The organism is Streptomyces sp. NPDC001339, from assembly GCF_042895955.1.
In the GTDB taxonomy this organism is placed as follows: domain Bacteria; phylum Actinomycetota; class Actinomycetes; order Streptomycetales; family Streptomycetaceae; genus Streptomyces.
Genome location: NZ_JBIAWT010000020.1, coordinates 30,105 through 49,451, shown reverse-complemented (window position 1 = coordinate 49,451; position 19,347 = coordinate 30,105). Strand labels below are relative to the sequence as shown.

28 protein-coding genes are annotated in these 19,347 nt (G+C 71.7%); 11 read left to right on the top strand and 17 right to left on the bottom strand.

Annotated features, from left to right (window positions below):
• Nucleotides 1-86: 86 nt before the first annotated feature.
• From ACFY12_RS34325 to ACFY12_RS34295, 7 genes are all read left to right on the top strand, one after another.
• On the top strand, nucleotides 87-263 hold the full coding sequence (locus ACFY12_RS34325) for a hypothetical protein (RefSeq protein ID WP_390719904.1): 177 nt from the start codon (nucleotides 87-89) through the stop codon (nucleotides 261-263).
• Between the two features lie 50 nt (nucleotides 264-313).
• A complete protein-coding gene (locus ACFY12_RS34320; protein WP_390719903.1) occupies nucleotides 314-547 on the top strand; it encodes a hypothetical protein in 234 nt (77 codons plus the stop codon).
• A gap of 49 nt (nucleotides 548-596) precedes the next feature.
• Nucleotides 597-1,523: a hypothetical protein gene (locus ACFY12_RS34315; protein WP_390719902.1), complete on the top strand. Its 927-nt coding sequence runs from the start codon at nucleotides 597-599 to the stop codon at nucleotides 1,521-1,523.
• Nucleotides 1,524-1,652: 129 nt separating this feature from the next.
• The gene (locus ACFY12_RS34310) at nucleotides 1,653-2,285 is read left to right on the top strand and encodes a hypothetical protein (RefSeq protein ID WP_390719901.1); all 633 of its coding nucleotides are present in this window, start codon (nucleotides 1,653-1,655) and stop codon (nucleotides 2,283-2,285) included.
• A 171-nt stretch (nucleotides 2,286-2,456) separates the two neighbouring features.
• Nucleotides 2,457-3,827: an exonuclease domain-containing protein gene (locus ACFY12_RS34305; protein ID WP_390719900.1), complete on the top strand. Its 1,371-nt coding sequence runs from the start codon at nucleotides 2,457-2,459 to the stop codon at nucleotides 3,825-3,827.
• Nucleotides 3,827-4,102, top strand: coding sequence for a hypothetical protein (locus ACFY12_RS34300; RefSeq protein WP_390719899.1), 276 nt, complete (start codon nucleotides 3,827-3,829; stop codon nucleotides 4,100-4,102). Before ACFY12_RS34305 ends, ACFY12_RS34300 begins: the two co-directional genes overlap by 1 nt.
• A gap of 34 nt (nucleotides 4,103-4,136) precedes the next feature.
• Nucleotides 4,137-4,721, top strand: coding sequence for a hypothetical protein (locus ACFY12_RS34295; RefSeq protein WP_390719898.1), 585 nt, complete (start codon nucleotides 4,137-4,139; stop codon nucleotides 4,719-4,721).
• 5 nt (nucleotides 4,722-4,726) lie between these two features.
• On the opposite strand, the gene ACFY12_RS34290 is transcribed toward ACFY12_RS34295, so the two are convergent.
• From ACFY12_RS34290 to ACFY12_RS34210, 17 genes are all read right to left on the bottom strand, one after another.
• Nucleotides 4,727-4,927, bottom strand: a complete 201-nt coding sequence (locus tag ACFY12_RS34290) for a hypothetical protein (RefSeq protein WP_390719897.1) — start codon at nucleotides 4,925-4,927, stop codon at nucleotides 4,727-4,729.
• A gap of 109 nt (nucleotides 4,928-5,036) precedes the next feature.
• On the bottom strand, nucleotides 5,037-5,330 hold the full coding sequence (locus ACFY12_RS34285) for a hypothetical protein (protein ID WP_390719896.1): 294 nt from the start codon (nucleotides 5,328-5,330) through the stop codon (nucleotides 5,037-5,039).
• Nucleotides 5,331-5,371: 41 nt separating this feature from the next.
• A complete protein-coding gene (locus ACFY12_RS34280; protein WP_390719895.1) occupies nucleotides 5,372-6,913 on the bottom strand; it encodes a hypothetical protein in 1,542 nt (513 codons plus the stop codon).
• Nucleotides 6,914-6,988: 75 nt separating this feature from the next.
• On the bottom strand, nucleotides 6,989-7,549 hold the full coding sequence (locus ACFY12_RS34275; RefSeq protein ID WP_390719894.1) for a hypothetical protein: 561 nt from the start codon (nucleotides 7,547-7,549) through the stop codon (nucleotides 6,989-6,991).
• Nucleotides 7,546-7,929 carry a hypothetical protein gene (locus ACFY12_RS34270; protein ID WP_390719893.1) on the bottom strand — a complete coding sequence of 128 codons (384 nt, stop codon included), beginning with the start codon at nucleotides 7,927-7,929 and terminating at the stop codon, nucleotides 7,546-7,548. The genes ACFY12_RS34275 and ACFY12_RS34270 overlap by 4 nt, the downstream gene beginning before the upstream one ends.
• Nucleotides 7,930-7,964: 35 nt before the next feature.
• Nucleotides 7,965-8,312, bottom strand: a complete 348-nt coding sequence (locus tag ACFY12_RS34265; protein ID WP_390719892.1) for a hypothetical protein — start codon at nucleotides 8,310-8,312, stop codon at nucleotides 7,965-7,967.
• Nucleotides 8,309-9,073, bottom strand: a complete 765-nt coding sequence (locus ACFY12_RS34260) for a hypothetical protein (RefSeq protein WP_390719891.1) — start codon at nucleotides 9,071-9,073, stop codon at nucleotides 8,309-8,311. The genes ACFY12_RS34265 and ACFY12_RS34260 overlap by 4 nt, the downstream gene beginning before the upstream one ends.
• Nucleotides 9,070-10,158, bottom strand: coding sequence for a DnaB-like helicase N-terminal domain-containing protein (locus tag ACFY12_RS34255; RefSeq protein WP_390719890.1), 1,089 nt, complete (start codon nucleotides 10,156-10,158; stop codon nucleotides 9,070-9,072). Before ACFY12_RS34255 ends, ACFY12_RS34260 begins: the two co-directional genes overlap by 4 nt.
• Nucleotides 10,155-10,718 (bottom strand): DUF1643 domain-containing protein, encoded by a 564-nt coding sequence (locus ACFY12_RS34250; protein ID WP_390719889.1) that lies wholly within the window; start codon nucleotides 10,716-10,718, stop codon nucleotides 10,155-10,157. Before ACFY12_RS34250 ends, ACFY12_RS34255 begins: the two co-directional genes overlap by 4 nt.
• The gene (locus ACFY12_RS34245; RefSeq protein ID WP_390719888.1) at nucleotides 10,718-11,170 is read right to left on the bottom strand and encodes a DUF4326 domain-containing protein; all 453 of its coding nucleotides are present in this window, start codon (nucleotides 11,168-11,170) and stop codon (nucleotides 10,718-10,720) included. The genes ACFY12_RS34250 and ACFY12_RS34245 overlap by 1 nt, the downstream gene beginning before the upstream one ends.
• On the bottom strand, nucleotides 11,167-11,391 hold the full coding sequence (locus ACFY12_RS34240; protein ID WP_390719887.1) for a hypothetical protein: 225 nt from the start codon (nucleotides 11,389-11,391) through the stop codon (nucleotides 11,167-11,169). Before ACFY12_RS34240 ends, ACFY12_RS34245 begins: the two co-directional genes overlap by 4 nt.
• Nucleotides 11,391-11,825, bottom strand: coding sequence for a hypothetical protein (locus ACFY12_RS34235; protein ID WP_390719886.1), 435 nt, complete (start codon nucleotides 11,823-11,825; stop codon nucleotides 11,391-11,393). Before ACFY12_RS34235 ends, ACFY12_RS34240 begins: the two co-directional genes overlap by 1 nt.
• Complete coding sequence (locus tag ACFY12_RS34230; RefSeq protein ID WP_390719885.1) at nucleotides 11,822-12,136, bottom strand: hypothetical protein; 315 nt, start codon at nucleotides 12,134-12,136, stop codon at nucleotides 11,822-11,824. The genes ACFY12_RS34235 and ACFY12_RS34230 overlap by 4 nt, the downstream gene beginning before the upstream one ends.
• The gene (locus ACFY12_RS34225) at nucleotides 12,136-12,426 is read right to left on the bottom strand and encodes a hypothetical protein (protein ID WP_390719884.1); all 291 of its coding nucleotides are present in this window, start codon (nucleotides 12,424-12,426) and stop codon (nucleotides 12,136-12,138) included. The genes ACFY12_RS34230 and ACFY12_RS34225 overlap by 1 nt, the downstream gene beginning before the upstream one ends.
• A complete protein-coding gene (locus ACFY12_RS34220) occupies nucleotides 12,423-12,710 on the bottom strand; it encodes a hypothetical protein (protein WP_390719883.1) in 288 nt (95 codons plus the stop codon). The genes ACFY12_RS34225 and ACFY12_RS34220 overlap by 4 nt, the downstream gene beginning before the upstream one ends.
• Nucleotides 12,711-12,801: 91 nt before the next feature.
• Entirely contained in the window at nucleotides 12,802-12,933 is a 132-nt protein-coding gene (locus ACFY12_RS34215; protein ID WP_390719882.1) for a hypothetical protein, read from the bottom strand.
• A gap of 5 nt (nucleotides 12,934-12,938) precedes the next feature.
• Nucleotides 12,939-13,271, bottom strand: coding sequence for a hypothetical protein (locus ACFY12_RS34210; RefSeq protein ID WP_390719881.1), 333 nt, complete (start codon nucleotides 13,269-13,271; stop codon nucleotides 12,939-12,941).
• 267 nt (nucleotides 13,272-13,538) lie between these two features.
• Here ACFY12_RS34210 and ACFY12_RS34205 point away from each other — a divergent pair, with 267 nt between their 5' ends.
• The 4 genes from ACFY12_RS34205 to ACFY12_RS34190 all read left to right on the top strand — a co-directional run bounded on the left by ACFY12_RS34205 (nucleotide 13,539) and on the right by ACFY12_RS34190 (nucleotide 19,322).
• The gene (locus tag ACFY12_RS34205) at nucleotides 13,539-13,832 is read left to right on the top strand and encodes a hypothetical protein (protein ID WP_390719880.1); all 294 of its coding nucleotides are present in this window, start codon (nucleotides 13,539-13,541) and stop codon (nucleotides 13,830-13,832) included.
• Nucleotides 13,833-13,859: 27 nt separating this feature from the next.
• On the top strand, nucleotides 13,860-15,851 hold the full coding sequence (locus tag ACFY12_RS34200) for a DUF2637 domain-containing protein (RefSeq protein WP_390719879.1): 1,992 nt from the start codon (nucleotides 13,860-13,862) through the stop codon (nucleotides 15,849-15,851).
• 333 nt (nucleotides 15,852-16,184) lie between these two features.
• Nucleotides 16,185-18,689 carry a type IV secretory system conjugative DNA transfer family protein gene (locus ACFY12_RS34195; protein WP_390719878.1) on the top strand — a complete coding sequence of 835 codons (2,505 nt, stop codon included), beginning with the start codon at nucleotides 16,185-16,187 and terminating at the stop codon, nucleotides 18,687-18,689.
• The gene (locus ACFY12_RS34190) at nucleotides 18,690-19,322 is read left to right on the top strand and encodes a hypothetical protein (protein ID WP_390719877.1); all 633 of its coding nucleotides are present in this window, start codon (nucleotides 18,690-18,692) and stop codon (nucleotides 19,320-19,322) included.
• Nucleotides 19,323-19,347: the final 25 nt, after the last annotated feature.

Here is a 19,347-nt window from a genome sequence, read left to right as displayed (position 1 = left end):
CCTGGAGCCAGCCGGGGCGGCGTTCTCGTTCCCCGATTCACCCGTGCCGTGCGTCGATCCCGCACGCCCAGACGAAGGAGATCCCCGTGACCGCTTCCCAGCCCGGCCCCTTGATGGCCAAGCCCTCCGCCGATTCCTCCGGAGCGAGCCCGCGGCGGCGCCGGATAAAGGTGCTGCTGTGGCGGGCGGCGCTCGGGGCGGCCTCCGCCGTGGGCGCCGCCCTCGCGACGATCGGCGTGGACCGGCTCAATGCCCTGTTCTGACGCTCCCGGCGTTCCTGGGGGTGTCCGCTTTCGATGTGACCGTCCGCCCCATGAACAGGACAAAGATCCGCCTGCCCCGCTGGCTCCGCCCGGACTTCACCGCGCCCCACTGGATAGAGCTATACGCCTGGCTGCTCGCCGGCCTGGTCGTCGACCTCGCCGTCCGCAGTGGCGGAGACGGCTTCGACCCCGGGTCCGTCTGGCACATGGGCGTCGGGCTCCTGGCCATCGCGGCGGTCCGCACCGGGCTGCTGCGGTGGCTCGCCGTCTTCAAGCGGGACTGAACCGGCCGTCCTGCGGGCGGGCCACCGGGCCGTACGCGACAATCGGCGCGTGCCGGAGTTCCCCTCGATCACTGCCCTGGACAGCCTCCTCGACGACCTGGTCGTCGGCGAGGCTCGGCGCCGTCAGCTGGGCATGGTCCGCGGGGAGCTGCAGCGGGCCCTGGTGCGGGGGTCGCTGCCCATCACGGCACGCGGAAGTCTGCGGCGGCTCCTCGAGGGGGAGGCGCTCACCGCGTACAAGCGGCTCGCCGAGTCGGGCGAACTGCGGGCCCGCCGGGTGGGCGGCGGCTATCCGCGCACCTCGGAGGCGACCAACGAAGCGCGGGCGCAGTGCCTGGACCTGCTGCGCGCGGCGTACGGGCTGCCCGCGCTGCAGCTCGGCGCCGGCGGACGAGTGCCGCCCCAGCCCACCCCCGACTTCAGCGAGCTCGCGGCCCTGCGCCGCCAGCTCGACCAGGACCTCGGCGAGGCGCTCTCGCCGGGCCGGACCCGGCTCACCGCGGTGCTCGCCCTGGTCCTGGACGCCGCGCCGCGCGCCGGGGAACTGGTGGCGATGCGCCTGACCGACATCGCCCCCGACAACTCGGCGGTGTACGTCGACCGGCGCCCGCAGCACGGGGGAGGGGAGGCGGACGGCGACTGGTTCGAGCTGTCGCCCATCGGCCGGGCCGCCGTCGAGCGGTGGCTTCCGCTGCGCGCGCAGCTCGTCGAACGCGCCCACGGCACCTCGAAGTTGTGGGTGAGCCTGCACCCCAACCACGACGGCGTCCTGCACGGCGAGGGGCAGGCGATCCTCCGCCCGCCCGGGATGCCGCTGGAGGAGAAGGGCCTGATCCTCAGCTACGGCTCCGGCCGCAGCCGGTACGGCCTGACCGGGCTGCTCCCGGCGAAGCTGGAGGCGCTGCGGCGTGCAGTCCTCGACCACGCGCCGCCCGTCACCCGTGGGGATGCTCCCTCGCTCGCCCCGGCCGAGTAGTTCTCTTCTTCCTTTGTTGCTGCTGACCTGGTCTTTTGCCGCGCGAGGCGCCGGGGCGCCCCGAAGGGCCTGTTATTACGGTGAGCGGGTCACTTGCGGACGATCTAAACGACGTCGTTTACTGACCCTATGGCAAAGAAGCGCATCACCCTGCACCTTGAGGTCCGGCAGGCGGGGCGTCTGCGGGCGTTGATAAAGAAGCACCGGAATGCCGAAACGCAGTTCGTCGAGGAACTCGTGGCCGAAAGGGCGGAGGACCTGACGGCGGAGGAGGGGTCGAGGGAGTGGGAGAGGGCGGTCGCGCGGCTTCGGCGGCAGGCCCGCATAGAGGCGGCGGTGGTGCGGCCCGAGCGGTGGCCCTCGCTCGACGTGCTGATGGGCCAGGCCCTGGCGGCGCGGCTGCAGCTGCCGGACACGGCGGGCCCGTGGCGACCGCTGAGCCGGGCCGAACAGACCCGGCTGTCACTGTCGGGGCGGTGGCCGGCCTGCCTGTCCGGGTGCGAACTCGGCACGCGGGAGCGGGCGTTCACGCTCGATGACGACCAGGTGCTGCAGCTGCGCACGGCGGCCTGGCGCATCTCCGAGCCGGTGCTCAACGAGATGGAGGCGAAGAACCTGATCGGCCCGCAGCGGGACCTGAGCGAAGAGGCCCGCGCCGAGCGCGAGCAGCTGGCCGCGAAGCTGTTCCCGTCCAGCCGGATCGCACGTCAGGCGGTCGAGGACCACTTCCCGATCCCCCTGGTGGCGGAGCCCGCGGCGTGACGCGAAGCCGGAAACATTTAACGACGTCGTTTACTATTTCCGGCTTCGCGCGCGCGTATCTATACGAGCGACTTTCGGCCGCAATTCCCCTTTCCGGGAATGTTTGAAAAAGCGGCGGAAAGGGTTTATGACTGCTACGGTTTCAATTCCCTCGACGTTCGGGAGGTATGAGTGAGCAGCACGACCACGGCGGCGGCAGCGGAGGCGGAGATCCCGGCCTGCCGTACGGAGCCGGAGGCGGCCCCGGCCGCGCCAAAGGTGTACGGCTGGGGGCAGGCGCCGGCGCATCTGCGGACGCAGACGCAGCTGGCCGCTGAGCGGCTGAAGCTGGCTCCGGGGCAGAAGCCGGTCGCGTACCTGTACATCCAGCGGCACGGTCAGTTCGATCTGTACGACCCGGCCGACGCGGTGAAGATGAAGCCGCTGGGGTCGTCGACCAAGGCGCAGATGACTGCGCGGCGTACCTGCCCGGAGTGCGGCAAGGTCCGCAAGTACCCGGTGCGCAAGCGGTGTTCGGTCTGCCAAACCAAGGCGTATGAGGCGCAGCGTCGTCGTGAGGCGCGGACGTGCTGGGACTGCCGGACAGTGCGGGAGCGTCCGCTGCCGGCGGCGCACCACCGGTGTCCGGACTGCCGTCGCAAGCAGCTCGACAAGCAGCGCGAGCAGGCGGTCGCCTGGGTCGAGGATGTCACCGTGTGCGCTGGGGAGGGCTGCACGGTGAAGCTGCTGACGAAGAAGGAGGCCCGCTCCCACCAGAAGCAGCAGGGGCTGCAGCGGGGCTGGTGGAGCAGGGCCTCTCACTGGCCGCGCCGGTGCGCGCCGTGCACGGAGGCGGAGGAGCAGCGGCAGGCCGAGCAGCGGGCCCAGTGGGAGGCGGAGGACCAGGCACGTCGCGAGGCGGAGCGCCAGGCGGCGCAGGCCCGGGTGCGGTGGGCGGCCGAAGCGCTCGCCGACCCGGACGTCCTGGTGCTCGACACCGAAACGACCGGACTGGACGATGACGCGCGGATCGTCGAGATCGCGGTGCTGTCGTCCAGCGGCGAGGTCCTGCTGGACACGCTGCTGAACCCCGGCGTGCCGATCCCGGTCGACGCGTCGCAGATTCACGGCATCACGGATTCCGACGTCGCCTCGGCGGACCGGTTCTCGGACGTCCTCGCGCGGCTCGCCGCACTGCTCAACGGCAAGCGGGTGCTGATCTACAACAAGTGGTACGACGTCGGCGTGCTGCGGCACGAACTGACGCTGCACTTCCTCGACTGCAGCCCGGTCGAGGCGACCGAGGAGGAGGCGGCGGCCTGGGCGCGGGAGCAGGCGGCGGCCTGGCTGGGCGCGCTGGACGTCGAGGACGTGATGATCCCGTACAGCGACTGGGTGGGGGACTTCTCCGAGTACCACGGCAACAACAGGTGGCAGCCGCTCGACGGCGGGCACCGGGCCGCGGACGACTGCCGTGCGGTGCTGGACTGCCTGCGGGCGATGGGGCGCAGCTACGAGACGGCGGCTGTCGGCGGCGGCCTGGACGAAGGGGAGGTCGGCTGATGCCGCAGATTCGGCTCATGGGCTCGGACAGCGCCGACGTGCAGCGCACGGCCGACGCGGTCGTGCGGGCGCTCAAGGCGTGGCCGGAGACCCGGGTGGGTGACGTCTCGAGCCCGGTGCCCAACCGGCGCGGGAGCGGCTGCCGCATCTACATCGAGGTCCTGGCGGACGTCGCGACCGACGGGGTCGAGGTGGCCGTCGAGCGGGACGACCAGCCGCAGCAGTCCGTACGTCGAGAGCTGCCCTCCGGGCGCGGCCGTCGGCTGACGCAGTAGCGCCCACCCCCACCCCCGACACCGAAGGACCGCGATGCCTGAGACCACCACTCGACCCGAACCCCGCACCACCGCGCTCTCACTGATCAGGACGACCGCCCTGGATGAGGTCGCCCGCCGCGAGCACAGCGGGGACGCACCGCCCCCGGCCAACTGGGAGATGTACAACGGCCTGACGGCCACTCTGGGGAACTGGCACGCCGCCGACACCCTGCGCGAGGACTCGCTGCTGCTGACCGAGTGGCTGGCGGTCGAATTCTGTGGCTACCTCTTCCAGCAGCTCAATCAGGACCGGGCCCGGCTCGACCGCTGGCTGCGCGACTTCGGCGACCAGGTGTGCCAGAGCCAGCAGCACGAGCATCCGGCCGGCCCCACGGCGATGGAGATCATGTCGGTCGTCGCCGGTGACGTGGCCGCCCACCCGGAGGGGCCCGCCGGAGCGGAGCGCCTCGCCGGAATCGGGCTGTCCTACCTTTGGTATCTCCGAGAGGACCACGAGGTGGAGGACGCACGGGAGATGGCCTTGACGTTCGCCCTGTGGGCGGGCCAGCAGTTGGCCGCGCTGATGCACCACGACGCCGAGCGCATCAGGTCCTGCATGGACGCGCGCGACTGCTGAGCAGGTCAGACGGCCGGGGGAGGAGCGCCGAGCACGCCCCTCTCGCGCAGCCGGGCGAGGTGCTCCAGTCCGCCGGGCCGATACAGCGAGGTCGCCTCGACGTCGGCCTCGGCTGCGCGGATCCGGCGGGCGGTGCCCGTGGGCTGGGCGGCGGCGGGGGCCTGGGACTGCGGGCCGTGGCCCAGTGGCCGGCGTGCGGTGCTCATAGCGGCTGATCGTACGGATTCCGCCCGGGTACGGGCGAGTTGGACGTCTGGGGCCCTCATTCGGGGCCCGTTTCTATAAGAGGTCTGGGAGAGCGCAGGTCAGGGCCGGTTATCCGGCGATCCGGTCGGCGGCCTGATCGAGGGCCGTGGCGTCGTCGAGCGAGGCGTTGTAGCGCGCGGCCCGCTCCGGTGACCAGTGCCGACGCCGGTAGGCGAACAGGCTGACCAGCGTGACGAAGCGGAAGTTGCCGCGCTGCTCGACGGCCAGGTGCCCGCCCTCGATGAGCTGCCCGACGGCGTACGGGCGCACGCACAGCAGGGACGCGGCCACCGGCACAGGGACGGTCATCTCCTCCCACGCCCCCGACCACAGCGGCTCGCCCTCCGGCTCCACCTCGTCCATAACCTCCCCCTTCTCGTCGGTGCGGCGCGTGCCGCCAAGGTTCAGCGTCGGTTCGGTGCGTTGTTCAAGAAGTCCATGCGCTGCTGCGCGGCGAGCAGCTGCCGGGGGTCCAGCGAAGGAAGCTGTCGCAGCAGGTTGATCAGCTCCGGGCCGGTGCTTCGTCCCTCGGCCGGATCGGTGATCTGCTCCCAGCAGTAGTGGGCGCTGCGGGCCGCGTCGAGGACCTCGACGGCGTCCGGCGACTGGTGGGCCAGGCGGGTGCGGGCCGCCGCGATCCACAGCTGCGTGGCGAGCAGGTTGTTGCCGGACATCTTGGCGAGGTCCGCGCGGATCTCGGTCCACTGCGTGGCCTGCGGGGAGCTGATCCCGTACTTCTGCAGGGCGTACTGCTCCCACGCAACGGCCATCTGTGCGGCCTCCCGGTGGTTCCCGGCCTGGGCCGCCGCGGCGATGTACGGGCGGGGGTCCTGCTCCTGCTGAGCCACGACCGGCTGCTGCTGGACCGGGACGGGCTGCTGGCGAACCGGCGCCGGAGCAGCCGGGGCGGGGGCGGCCTGCTGGACCGGCGGGGCCTGGGCCGGAACGTGCTGAGCGGGAGCAGCGTACGGGGCCTGCGGCTGCGGCTGCGGCTGCGGCTGCGGTCGAGCCTGGGGCGCCGTCTGCTGGGGGACTGGGCCCGGCGGGGGCTGCGGGTGGTAGGCGGACCGCGCCGGGTGGTGCGTCTCCTCGACCCGCTGGTGGGTGGCGGACGGCAGGTAGTGGGCGAGGGCCTGGTCCTCGTCCCACTGCTCGTCGGCCTGGGGCGCCGGGGCGGGCGGCTCGGGCTGGCGCCGGCGGGGCAGGAAGCTGGTGTCCCCGGCGAGGAGGCGCTGCACGTTCGTCATCGGGCGCCGCGGCTCGGCCGGGCGCTCAATCTCCGGCGTGGACGGCAGGACCACGGCGCCCGGCGGGAGCGGCGCGGCGGCGATCGTGAAGGCGTGCAGCCGGGAGTTGGCGGGCCGGTCGGGGTTACGACGCAGCTGGTCGATCCAGGCCCGGGTGTAGGGGCTGACGCCCCCGTCACCGGGGAAGCCGGGCGGGGCGATGACCCCGTACGCGTCGACGGAGGGGGAGGCGGGCAGCGTGCCGTACTCCTGCACCAGCTCCCAGGCCCCCTTGTCGGCCGCGACGTCGAACATGACGGTGGTCAGGCCGGCCGGACGGTGGCGCAGCTCGGTGCCGAGCCATTCCCAGGGCAGTGCCGTGTAGCGGGTGGTGGCGGTCGTGGTGCCCGGCAGGGCGAGATAGAGCTGCCGGCCTCGGCGGTCCACGGTCAGGCGGCCGGAGAGGTAGATGAGCAGCGGGCCCGGGGTGGCGGCGGCGGCGCGCAGCCGCATCAGCAAGGCGTTCTGGTCGCGGGCGCCGTCGAGGTACGTGGTGTCGGTCGGGGCGTCGCTGCCGAGCAGGGCGGGCACGGGAACGATCGACAGGGCGGCGAGGTTGGCGCCAGGCTCGACCTGGACGCTGCGGCGGCTCGCGGCGACGTCTCCGGCGATCAGTAGTACGTGCCCCCGCTGCTGCTGTTCCGCCCCGTTGATCTGCATGTCAGCACCGTACTCACACGCGAAAAACCCCGGCGGACACTTTTCGCCGGGGTTCTTCGGGTTGGTGCAGCTCTGTCACATGCCGATGTCGGTCTCGTCGGTGCGCTCGGCGTACAGCTCGGTGACGGTGTTCAGGCCCCAGCTGTCGGGGTTGCGCTCGATCCGCTCGGCCAGATCGGGCCCAACTTCCTGCAGGATGCGCGTGGAGCGTTCCTCGACGAACCGCTGGAACTCCGCTTCCTTCGCCGGGTCGTTGCTGGTGAGCGGGTCCCATCCGCCCTGCTCGACGGGGCGCTGCTGCCAGTACTCGCCCATGGCGTGGGAGCGGGCTGCCTCGCGGGCCTGCTCGGCAGGGCTGACCGGCTCGATCGGCCGGGCCGGGATGATGCCGGCGGCCTCGGCGGCGGGCACGATCATCTCGTCCCACTGGCAGGCCGCGTACTCGGCGTCCTGGCCGGAGCCCTCGATGTAGCGCTGGCGCTGGGTTTCGCCGTACCCGGCAGCATCCACGTCCTGCTCGTACGCGGCCAGCTGACCCTCGTAGGTCTCCGGCTCGGCGGTGGACACGGTGACCGGTGCCCACAGGTCGTCGGCCGTGGGCTGCGGCTTCTCGCCGTTGTGCTTCTCGCCGTTCACAGGTCGATCTCCACTTCGTCGTCGATGTCCTTGTCTTGCGCGGTCTCGGGCGGCGGGGTCGCCTCGAAGGAGCGGGTGTGGGAGGCGTGGTCGAGGGCGCGCTCGGCGGTCCTGCGGGCCGCCGAGCCGCCGTGTTCCGCTGCGGCGTCCTTGATGTCGTCGGCGCTGAGCCCGCCCGCGCCGATCAGGTGCTTGGCGTGCTGGGCGGCCAGTTCGTACGAGACGACGCTGCCCTGGTTGATCTGCTCGCCCTTCTCGCCGGCCCGCTGTAATGCGCTGGCCTGCTGGTCGAGGGAGGTGAGGACGGGCAGCACGGCGGCGGTTGCCTGCTCGCGATTGGCGGCGTCCGGGTCGGTCGGGGTGCTGGCGGTGTCGCTCATCGGTGTTCTTCCTTCCGGAGTAGGGGAGTTGGGGGTCACAGGTCGATGTCGAAGTCGTCGTCGACCTCGGGTGCCGGCGGCTGTGGTGCCGGGGGGTCGTGCTGCTGTTCGGGCGGCCAGAGGGTGCCGGTGGGCCCGTGGACGGTGACCTCCTGGGGGTGGACCTCGGCCTGGACGTGGCCGCGGTAGACCAGCGCGCCACCGGGCAAGAACTGCAGGCTGGGGTGGGTCCGTACGTCGTCGGCCGGGCGCAGCGCGTCCTCGGCGGCGAGCGGGGTGGGATCGACGGTGCGTCCGTCGATGGCCAGCCCCCGCTCGCTGACCTCGACGGTGTGGCCCTGCCACTGCCTGACGAGCCGCCCCTGGGGCGCGGTGGGCTTCACCGGGTCGTCTCCTCGCGCTCGGCGGCGGTCAGCTCGACGGGCGCTTCGTGCCCGGCGGCCTTGAGCAGCGCGGCCACGTTCAGCTCGTCGCCAGCGGCGATGGTGCGGCTGTCGCGGGCCTCGTTCGCGGTGACCAGGGCCTCGACGGTCTTGCTGATGGCCTCGACCCGGGCGACCTCGGTGCGGTGCTCCCACTGCTTCTCGGCGATGCGGGTCCGGCCCTCGACCAGGGCGACGGCGACCTCCGTGCGGCTCTGCGTCTCCAGCAGGGCCCGCTCGTGGCACATCTCGCGCTCCAGGCGCCGGTCGCCGCGCCACAGCGGGGCGCACACCGCGTAGACGGCGGCGGTGCCCAGCAGCCACATGAGGGTGCGCAGCGGCCAGATCGAGGTCCAGGCGGTGATGCCGAGCAGTACGGACACCCCGCCGGCCGCGAAGGCGATCGAGGTGGTCTCTTTGTCGCCGTTGGGCTTGGCGGCAGAGATGGTCCCGGCGGCGCCCGCGAGGAGGGTGAGCAGTCCGCAGATCCACAGGGGCTGGGTGGAGCCGTCGGGCAGCTGCTCGTGCCATCCCCACGCCAGTGCGGTCGCCGCGGTGGTGACCAGGCCGGGCGCGATCCGGCCGAAGTGCTCCCACAGCACCCGGGCCGCGCTCTTCACGGGCGGGAGCGGCTCGACGTTCGGTACGTACGGGGCGGTGATCTGGTGCTCACGGCTGATGAGGTACTCAGTCGCGTCGAACGGCACGGGCTCGTGGCTCACAGGTCCATCTCCATCTCGGGCTCGGGGGAAGGGATTTCGGGCGAGGGGTCAGGAGTGCCTGGGGCTGGCTCCTTGTCGCTGGCCATCTCCGGCTCGCGCTCGGCGTGCCGGATGCGCTCGTGGTCGGCGATGACCGGCTGCAGCGCCTGTTCGGCGTGGTCGACCAGGGCGCCGGGCGCGAGGCCCGGGTGCCGGCCGTAGTTGCGCATGTCGAATCCGGCCGCATCGAGGTGGTCGAGGGCGGCGGTGTGCAGGACCTGCTCGCCGGTGTAGGCGGCAGTGCCGCCCATCCCGGCCTGCTCCAGCTCGGCCAGGACCTGCTCGCTGGGCTGGGCCCCGGGCTGGCGCTGGGCCTCCCACGCCACGGTCAGCGCGTCGATCGGCGCGTGCCGCTCGTCGAGCGTGACCATCGCCTGGTAGACCGCCGCGAGTTCGGGGTGGGAGAAGTCGTTCTTCTGCAGCCAGCCGGTGACCTCGGCCAGCTGGCCCGGCTGGTAGAGCAGCGAGGCGACGGTCTCCGCCTCGGCCTGCAGGTCGGTGCGGGCCCGCCCGGTACGCGGCACCGGAGTCACCGACTGCTCGGGCTTGGTGTCGAGCAGGTTGCGCACCACTTCGGGCGCCGCTTTCCAGGCGGCGTCCAGCGCGGCGAGACGCTGCCCGGTCTTGTCGGCGTGCTCCAGCGCCTGGCGGGCCTGGTCGACCTCGGCCTGCCGGGCGGTCTCCCGCAGCTGCTCGCCGGCGTGCTCGACGCTGCGGTGGATCGCCGCCTCGAGCGTCATCCCGCCATACAGCGGCGCGGTGCGCGGGTCGGGGCAGGAACTGGCGAGTTGGGCGAGCCGGGACGGGGTGAGCAGCTGGCGGATGCCCTGCTCCTCGATCCCGGCCACGGCCGCCGTGACCGTGGCCGGGACCTCGTTGGGGGAGACCTTGGAGAAGTCAATGCCGTGGAGGGTCTGCCACAGGGCGGCATGGTCCGGGCGGCTGAACGCCCCCGGCGGTATCCAGCGCATCGAGGCCAGCGCCTCGGGACGGAACAATGCCGCCCCGAGCAGCGCTTCCTCCGCCTTGCGGGTGAGCCCCTTCACCGGGCCACCCCCGGCTCGTACCGGGTGAGCGGCGCGGCCTTGGCCAGGTACAGCGGGTGGCGCGGGTGCCCGTCCTTCGTCAGCCCCAGCGCCCACAGGCGGGCGCCGTTGCCGGTGAGCAGCTGCTCGACGGCGGCGGCCCGGGAGAAGACCCGGCCCCAGATGCCCCAGCCCACGACGACGTCGCCCGCCTCCTGGGCGAGTAACTGCAGCAGCTCGTCGTTGTGCTCGCCGACGGTCGCGGCGAGCGCGGCCGGGCTGTGCGTGTCGAGGATGTACGGCGACTTCGACCGGACCGCGAAGGCGTTGGCGAGGACCAGCCCGCCGTGCCCCTCGCGCCGGGCGAAGCCGACCAGGCGGCGCAGCGTCGCATCGTCCTGGTAGGCGGTCGCCTCGGACGGGTTGAGCAGCACGAACACCGCGTGCGTGCCCGCCTCCCAGGTGCGGGTCAGGGCATAGCGGTGGGTGTAGCGGGCGCCGAACACCGCGGTGCCGGCCGGGCTCTGCTGCAGGGTGAGGCCGCGGGCGGCGGCCCATACGGCGATCTGCTCGGGCAGCATCACGGCGTCACCTCCACCGCGTCGGCCAGCTCGGCGAGCACGCGCGCGTGGCACGGCTCGCCCTCGGCGCACCAGCAGCCCAGCCGCTGACCCTTGAGCTTGGGGAGTTCCCGGGCGACCAGATCGGAGTGCTGGTCGAGCCACTTGCGGTACTTGTCGACGACCGTCTCGGCGTTGCCGTGCTTGCCGACGACGTACGGGTTGGCGAGCAGATGCCCGGCCAGCGTCCAGCCGCCCCGGTACATCGGCCGGCCGACGTAGACGACGCCTTCGATCTCCGGGTCGTCGCGGCGGCCCTTGAGGCACACCACGGTCGTCGGGCCGACGGCGGCCGGGGCCGCGGGCGTCTCCTCGACGGCGGCGCGCTGCTCCTGGTGCTCCTCGTCGAAGAGGTCGAGGCCCAGCTGCAGCCCGCCCTTCATCTCCGGGTCGAACACCTTCCTCGGCGTCACCGGTCTCCCTCCATGACCAGGGCGTGGGCGTGCAGCGGGTAGAGGGCGAGGTCTGCGGGCCGGGCGCGGCGGCTGATCCGTCGGGGCCGGGGCCGCGGGCAGCAGCACGGCGGCGACCACAGGGGCGGGATGACGGTGGCGACCTGTCCGCAGGTGCGGCAGTCGGCGACCTGGAAGGTGCCGGTCACTCGGCTAGCGAGGGTCTGCAGGGCGGTCTTCATCAGTCCGCCTCCGACTCGTCGAGCAGTCGGACCGCGGTGAGGTCGTCGAGCTGCAGGCGGACCTTCTCGACCAGCTCGGCGGGCGGGGTCCACAGCTGCAGGGCGCCCTTCCAGGGCACCGGGAGCGGCAGCGGGGTGACGTCGTCGAGGACCCAGTGGTGGTGGCCGCTATGCGACCAGGCGGTGCATTCGCCGTCGTCCTCGTGGACGTCGGTGATCCGGGCCACGGCGATGACGGCTCCGAGGTCGAGCTGCAGACCGCGCACGATGGCGGCCATCGGCGCGTGCCGGTTGGCGGCGCGGTCGATGCTCTTGGAACTGTGGAGGAGGAGGGTGCCCCGGTACGGCGTCGTCCAGGTGCGGTTCTCGACGCTCTTGTCGGCGTACGCGATGGCGGCAGCCCAGGGCTGGCGGACGGTCAGGGCGCGGATCACCGGCCCACCCCCGCCCACCAGTCGCCGACCAGCTCGGCGGCGAGGTCCTCGCTGATGGCGAGGGCGAGGGCGATCTCGGCGGTGGTGCGGCCGGCGGCGTTCATCTCGCCCGCCATCCGGGTCCAGGCGATCCGGCGTTTGGCGGGCGGGACGTAGCTGCTGCCCGGCTCGACGGCCAGCTCCGGTTCGTCGTCCTCGGTCTCGACGGCGACGCCCAGGGCGAGCAGCAGGTCGCGGGCGTCGTCGGCGTCCGTGGCGAGCGCGGTGACCTTCTTGGCGAGGTCGCGGTCGGCGGTCAGGTGGAGGGGCATCACACCAGCCCCTTGAAGGAGCGCCAGATGCCGATGAGCACGATGACGGTGATGACGGAGCCGATGAGGGCGCCCTTGGTGGTGGAGGTGAGGACCTTGCTCAGGGTCAGCGGCACCTTCCAGGCGATGCCGCCGACGGTGAGGATGTAGGCGAGCAGCCCGGCCCCCGCGATGTCGAAGAGGTCGGCGCCTCCGTGCATGGCCACGATCGCGACCAGGGCGGCGGCGAGGCTGGCGACCAGGGCGGTGAGACGCTCGGCGGTGAAGGAGCCGGTGGGGGCGAGCTTCATCGGGTCACCGCCGTACGCGGCGTAGGCACGGGGATCTCGACGTTCGCCAGCTCGACGGCCTGCAGGCAGGCGCGCATGTGCTCGGCGGCGGTTTCGGGGTGGCGCCCGTACTCGTAGGCCCATTCGGCGACCGCGCGGGACGCGCCGTCGGGGCCGAGCCGGTCGGCGGTCTCGTGGATCAGCGCGCGGGTCCGGTCCGGGTCCGTGGCGAACTCGGTGGCCGGGGCCTGGGAGACGAACAGGATCGTGGCGAGCGTCGTGGTGACGCGCGAGGTGGAACGCACAGCAGCCTCCGGGGAGAGGAAGAGAAGGGGGCCCTGCTCGCCCCGGGCGGGGTTCGTGACTCAGCCGCCCGGGGTGAGGTGCAGGGGGTGATCAGCCGTTGCTCTGGCGGGCGCGCTCGGCGGCGGCGCGGGCGGCGGCCTCGGCGGCCTCCTGGGCGCGGCGCAGGGCGTCGCTCGCGGCGGGGTCCTGGATGACGGCGGTGGCGCCGATCGCGGCGAGCACGGCGGTCAGCCGACCAGCAGCGCGGCGCGCGAGTGCGGACGCACGGGCTGCGGGGAGTCCTGCCGGCCGTCCCGCTCGTGCGGGGTCGGGCGCATCGGCAGCGGGGGCCGGTCGACCTCACCGAGCACCAGGCAGCGGCAGTTCTCGATGCCGTTGCGGGTGACGACGGTCTGGAAGTCGCGGCAGTCGCGGCAGCGGGGGCCGATCAGTCCGGTGACGGCGAGCCGGGGGCCGACGATCAGCGCCAGCGCGGGGTTGCCCTCCGGCGACAGGCGCAGTGCGGCCTTGTCGTCCACCTTGATGTCGGTGGCGGGGATGAGGCTGAGAGACTGGTTCACGAGGATCCCTCCATGTCAGGGGTGTTCCGATCCGGGAGGCGTGCGACCGCCTGTCCGGGCTGCAGCCGGGACCTGCAAGTCCCGGTTGAGAGAGGGGCTTTGGGGCCTGCAAGCCCCGGGGCCCCTCTCGCGTTATCCAATGTAGTTAATGCCTCCATTGACGTCAATGCCTCTAACGGATACGTTGTTGATGTCCGCCCGACTGAACTGGAGGTATTAGAGGTGACACTGTTGGCGCCAACAGCAAGGCCAGAGGAGGAAGTACTGGTGTCACCGTCCCCCGAGACCCCCGAGGGCAAGGCGCCCCGCAAGAAGGCGTCACCGGCGCAGCGGAAGCTCAACGCCTACGTCGCCCCGGAGGTCCAGGAAGCCATCAAGCGAGCCCACTACTGGACGTCGAACAGGCCGCGCCCCGGGGGGTATCGGACCTTCTCCGCGCTGGTGGAGGACGTACTGCGTGCGAAGGCGGAGGAACTGCAGGCCGCCTTCAACGACGGGCAGCCGTTCGATCCCATCCCTGACGGAGACACGCTCCAGCAGGGCCGGCCACTGGGGCAGTAGACCGCGACGACAGAGGAGTTTTCCTGCATGAGCCACCCCCAGGGAATGGCCTCCGGTCCACCAGTGACCACGGCCGCCCTCAACCCGATCGACTGGTCTGGCACGGCCGACCGCATCGTGACGGATACGCCCGCGTGGGCTCTGGCCGTAACCGCCGGCGCCGTGCTCATCACCGTGCTGGTCGTGGGCTTCCTGACGCTGTCGCGGGCCTCGAAGCGCCGGGCCGCGAGGGAGCAGCACCACCGCGAGGCCCTTGAACTCGCGCGTAAGGAGGGGAAGCCGCTTCCGCCGGAGCCCCTGCACATGGACCCCAAGCCGCTGCTCGGCGGCATCGCGGTCAGCCTGTACGGCCTGTGGGGTTTCGCCACGGGGACGCTCGACCTGCCGATCATCTTCGCGGTCGGCTTCGTGTCGATGTTCGACATCCTGGAGCTGCGGCTGTTCTCCACGATGTACAAGACGGCCGACCCGAGCCGGGGCTGGACGCCTCAGCTGCGCCTGATGCGGGCGACGGCCTGGGGCTTCGTCACGGCGTCGGCCATCGCGAATATCGTGCACGCGCCGAACGTGTGGGCGGCGCCGTTCATGGCGGCGATGCCCGTCGGTGCGGCCTGGGTGATCGAGCTGCCGCTCAAGAGCGCGCTCGCCGGGGCTGAGCCGGAGGAGGAGAAGAAGCGTCCCGAGGGGACGAAGCCGGGCCCGTTCCGGCTGCTCGCGCTGCTGTGGCGCCGTCTGTGGGCGTTCTTCTTCCGCAAGGCCAGCCTCGACGTCAACGACCGTGCGGACGAGATGGTCCGCAGGGCGCGCGCCCGGGATGCGGCGGATGCCTCGTACGAACTGCGCAAGGCGCTCAAGAAGAAGGACCAGCTGGAGGAGGCTCTCGGCGGCGCCGCCGTGCCGCGGGGCCGGGGCAAGGCGTCACCGGAGCAGAAGGCGCTGGACGCACTGAACACGGCGCTGGAGAACAAGATCCGGCCGAAGGCGCAGACCGCGCTGGAGCTTGCGGAGACCCAGGACCCGGAGCAGGGGCTACAACTCATGCAGCGGATGGCCTGGCTGACCCGGGCCGACGATGTGGCACTGCTGGACTACGGGCCGGACAGCACCGCGATGGAGCTGCTCGAGCAGCTGAACATCGCCGCGAACGCCGACTTCATCAAGTCCGCGAAGCGGGCCAAGGACGCAGAGGGCCGCGCGGCGGAGGCGGAGCAGGCCCGCAAGGATGCCGAAGCCGCCGTGGAAGAGGCTCAGGCCAAGCTGGCTGAGCTGGCCGAACGGATGGAGGGCTCCCGGGAGGAAGCGGAGAAGACCGCCGCGGCGGTGTCCGCCGAGATCGAGGCAGAGCAGCGCAAGCTCACGGGCCTGCGCGAGGAACGGCAGAGGCTGGAGAGCAGCGAGGCTTCGGCCGGCCAGCTCTACCAGCGCACCTCGAAGGAACTGGAGGAGATCCGCGGCCAGCTGACCGACGCTCAGGAGCAGGCCCGTGAGGCCCGTGAGCAGCTCGTACGTATGGAGGGCGAGCAGCACACCCTGACCGAGCGTCTGCAGGACCTGGCGGATGAGCGGGACAAGCTGGCCCAGGCCGCGTCCGACGCGGGGGAGAAGGCCCGTGAGGAGCGGGACAAGGCGCTGCGCCTGGAGGAGCGCCTCGCCGCGCTCGAAGCCCTGCAGGGCGCGGGGGTTCCGGCGAAGACGTCGAAGCCGCCCCGGATCGACGCCCGGATCAACGGCGGTGCACGCGGCGCCGCGGGGGAGACCCGCCAGCGCATCCGTGAGCTGCTGGAGTCCATGGACCCGCAGGAGCGTGAGCGGGCTGCGGCTACCTCCCGCCGGGAGCTGGCCCGGGTGCTCATCGCCACGTTCTCGCTCGACCTGGGCGAGGACGCCGTACGTGGCCACCTCAAGAACATCGAGGAGGAGGACGCCCTGCAGCAGTCCGAGGGCGGTGGGGACGTGCCCGCGCCGCGCAGCGAGGACGACCAGGCCGACGCCAACGAACACGCAAGGGCCACGGCGTGATCACCCGTCCACAGGCAGGAGCCTGCCTCTCGGAAATCGCCGGAAACTATCCACAGGCCCGCGCCTTCAAGCTGCTTGAAGCGGTGACCACCGCAGGCGGTGAAGGCACCGGACATCGAGTCGCGCCCGCGACAAAGGTGTCCGGTCTGGCGGGCAATCTGCCCTCGTCTTCCCGCCCCGCGGGAAGCTGCGGCACAAGTCGCAGCAGGTCAGTAACGATGGGCGATAACCATGCGGCGATTGTCAGTCCAGGGACGTATACCAACTGGAGTGGCCCCGGTGCTTGAAGAGCTTGGCGGCTACAGCACCGGGGCCCCGACGAAGGAGACCTTCGTGAACGACAGAGTAAGGGACAGCAGCACGACCACCACCGACGAGACCGCGACCGACGCCACCACGGGCATCCCGGTCTGCACGACCACCACGCGGATGCCCGGCCTTCCGCCCACGGGCACGATGACCGAGTGGCCGCCGAAGGACGCGCAGGTCTTCGACCCGATGCGCACCCCCGCCCCGCTCTCGCGTATCGAGCAGCAGCTGCGGGGCCGCCCGGCCCGCTACACCGCGCTCGGCGCCGCCGTGCCCGCCACCTTCCTCGCGGCCGGTGAGACGCCCGCCGACACGTCCGGTCCGGGCTTCGGTGAGGTCCTTGGCGTCATGGGCAAGATCGGCGGTACGGCCGTCGAGGCCATCGGCGCCGGCTTCGCCGCGCAGCCGCTGCTGGCCAGCGCCATGACGCTCGGACTCGCCGCCGCGGGCTACATGAAGGTGAAGGAAGGCGCCGTCCTCGGCGGCCTGGCCGGCGGGGAGAGCGACGGCTTCGCCCCGCCCCGGGCGATCCGCAAGAACGTCAGCCGCCGGGCCCTGGTGAAGAAGAAGACGCGCAAGACGCTGCGCCCGTCACTGGAGCACATTCCGGCCCGTCAGATCCCCACCACGGAGGTCGGCTTCCGGCTCGGCAAGGACCGCAAGACCGGCATCGAGATCTGGTCGTCGGTCGAGGACAGCACGGTCACCATCGCGCCGATGGGCGCGGGCAAGACCGCGCTGCTGGGCAACTTCATCATCGACGCCCCGGGTTCGGTGGTGGCCACCAGCACCAAGGTCGACATCGTGCGGCTGACCGCAGAGGCCCGCCAGCAGACCGGTGGCCGCACCTGGATCTTCAACCCGATGCGGCTGGGGGAGGAGAAGTTCCCCTCGAACCTGCTGTGGGACCCGGTCATCGGCTGCAAGGACCCCGTGGTCGCCATCCGCCGGGCCAAGTACCTGCTCGACGGCTCAGACATCACCTCAGGCATGGAGAACCGCAACTTCTGGAACAACCAGTCGTTCAAGGTCCTCAAGTCCTTCCTGTGGGCGGCCGACATGGCGGGCCTGAGCCTGCTGGACGTGGCCCGCTGGTCGAAGAAGCCGATGGAGACCCCGGCCAGCAAGATTTTCGAGGAGTACGCGGAGTACGCCCCTGCGGGCTGGGCGGACGACCTGAACCAGAGCCAGGCCGCCGCATCCCCGGACAGCCGCTCCAAGACGACGACCCTGGACAACGTCTTCCTGACCCTGTCGACCACCTTCGAGTGCCTCTCCCTGCCGGTCATCGCGCAGTCGGTCGCCGACGCGCACCGCCCGGACGTACCGCAGTTCAACGTCCTGGAGTTCATCGAATCCGGCGTCGACACCGTGTACATCCTGGGCGAGGACACCGGCGCCGGCGGCATCGGCCCGCTGTTCACCACGCTCACTGGTGAGATCTACGAGGCCGCGCGCCGCAGGGCCCCGGCCCAGGACGGCGAGCGCAACGACCCGCCGGTGACCTTCGTCCCCGACGAAGCCGCGCTGATCTGCCCGATCCCGCTGGAGAAGTGGACGGCCGACAGCCGCGGCCTGGGCATCGTCGTCCACTCCGCGTTCCAGTCCCGGGGACAGATCCGCGACCGGTGGGGCCACAACGGCGCCGCGACCATCTGGGACAACTGCACCGCGCTGGTCCTCGGCGGCCTCAAGGGCGACGACCACCTGGAGTCGATGAGCAAGCTCACCGGCACGAAGCGCGTCAGGGAAGAGACCGGCGCCAAGGGGCCGGGCCCGAACGGGACGACGACCACCAGCAGCAGCTACCGGTACGTCAAGGAACCGACGATGTCGCCCTCGGACATCATGTACCTGAAGCCGGGCGAGGTCCTGATCTTCCGCCGTCACCTCGACGGCCCGATCGTGGCCCGCTACACGGCGGCCTGGGAACGCAAGGACATCAAGCAGCTGGCGAAGAACAACAAGAAGGCAGCCCGCGAAGCGTTCAAGGCCCGCCAGCGCAAGGCCAAGGTCGCAGTGCCCGCCCCGGCGACGTGGACCATGCCACCCGCCGCGCCCCCTGTGGCCCCGGCCAGCAGCCCGTGGACGATGCCCGCCGCTCCGACAGCCGCCCCGGCACCGCCCGCGATGCCGCCCACCGCCCCGGCGGCGAGCGCATGGACGGCGCCGGCGGCCCCGGCGAGCGCCTGGACCACACCGATGGAGCCGGTCGTCGAGGAGCCGTGGGCCCCCGCGCCCCCGGCCACCAGCCCGTGGACCTCCGCCCCGGCGGTCAGCGGCTGGGCGGCGGGCGGTCTCCCCGGCCCCCGCGAGCACCTGCGGATCGTGCCCGGCGAGACCGTCGACTCCGTCCCGCAGCCGGAGCCGAGCGAGCCCGCGCCGATTCCGGCGGCCCCGGCCTCGACGCCGACGGTCCACCTGGAAGAGGAGATCCCGCAGCAGCCCGCCGCGGCGACGGACACGAATGAGAGCACCGACGCGCAGGACACCCCGCCGCGCCGGGCCCGGAACTTCGGAGCGTTCTAAATGGCCATCACCCCGGAGAAGATGCTCACCGGCCTGGTCGGGGACGTCGCCGTCCTGGACAACCGGGTCAAGGAGCTGGAGGGCAAGGACCCGTCCAGCTCGATCACGGGCATCCATGAGGCGCTCGCCGACATCATGGAAAAGATCGCGAAGCTCGAAGAGAAGGCCCCGGAGGAGCAGGCCCCGCCCACCCCGAACTGGGCCACGGCCGACCAGGAGCGGGCCCGTGAGCTGTGGGACTGGCTCATCAAGTGGTGCCGGGAAACGCTGTACCCGATGTACGCGAGCGAGCACTGGCGGCCCTGCTGGTACGAACACCCCCAGCTGCGCATCCAGCTGACCTGGCTGGCCCACTTCCACGACTGGGCGTACGAGCCCAAGGCACCGCCGACCCGGGCCGCAGAATGGCACGCGCGCTGGTGGCCCTTCATCAGGGACAACATCCTGAGCCCCACCGTTCTGAACTCCGAGCTCTTCAGGTGCGGCCACAAGGTCACCGACCGGAAGATGCTCCACGAAGTCCCCATCGGCGCGGACGAAGCAGCGTTCGAGGACGGCGGCCTGGACGACTACGTGAAGGAGTTCGTCGAGCGGCGGCCGAAGAAGGAGCCCAAGGAGAAGAAGGGCGACTGACCGCCCGGCCGAACGATGAAGGGGG

Coding starts and splice junctions, on each gene's coding strand:
- ACFY12_RS34280 (WP_390719895.1), bottom strand. CDS start 6,913: ATGCAGATCAACGGGGCGGAACAGCAGCAGCGGGGGCACGTACTACTG.
- ACFY12_RS34310 (WP_390719901.1), top strand. CDS start 1,653: ATGGCAAAGAAGCGCATCACCCTGCACCTTGAGGTCCGGCAGGCGGGG.
- ACFY12_RS34320 (WP_390719903.1), top strand. CDS start 314: ATGAACAGGACAAAGATCCGCCTGCCCCGCTGGCTCCGCCCGGACTTC.
- ACFY12_RS34240 (WP_390719887.1), bottom strand. CDS start 11,391: ATGAAGACCGCCCTGCAGACCCTCGCTAGCCGAGTGACCGGCACCTTC.
- ACFY12_RS34300 (WP_390719899.1), top strand. CDS start 3,827: ATGCCGCAGATTCGGCTCATGGGCTCGGACAGCGCCGACGTGCAGCGC.
- ACFY12_RS34270 (WP_390719893.1), bottom strand. CDS start 7,929: ATGAGCGACACCGCCAGCACCCCGACCGACCCGGACGCCGCCAATCGC.
- ACFY12_RS34225 (WP_390719884.1), bottom strand. CDS start 12,426: ATGAAGCTCGCCCCCACCGGCTCCTTCACCGCCGAGCGTCTCACCGCC.
- ACFY12_RS34285 (WP_390719896.1), bottom strand. CDS start 5,330: ATGGACGAGGTGGAGCCGGAGGGCGAGCCGCTGTGGTCGGGGGCGTGG.
- ACFY12_RS34295 (WP_390719898.1), top strand. CDS start 4,137: ATGCCTGAGACCACCACTCGACCCGAACCCCGCACCACCGCGCTCTCA.
- ACFY12_RS34290 (WP_390719897.1), bottom strand. CDS start 4,927: ATGAGCACCGCACGCCGGCCACTGGGCCACGGCCCGCAGTCCCAGGCC.
- ACFY12_RS34230 (WP_390719885.1), bottom strand. CDS start 12,136: ATGCCCCTCCACCTGACCGCCGACCGCGACCTCGCCAAGAAGGTCACC.
- ACFY12_RS34200 (WP_390719879.1), top strand. CDS start 13,860: ATGAGCCACCCCCAGGGAATGGCCTCCGGTCCACCAGTGACCACGGCC.
- ACFY12_RS34250 (WP_390719889.1), bottom strand. CDS start 10,718: ATGCTGCCCGAGCAGATCGCCGTATGGGCCGCCGCCCGCGGCCTCACC.
- ACFY12_RS34190 (WP_390719877.1), top strand. CDS start 18,690: ATGGCCATCACCCCGGAGAAGATGCTCACCGGCCTGGTCGGGGACGTC.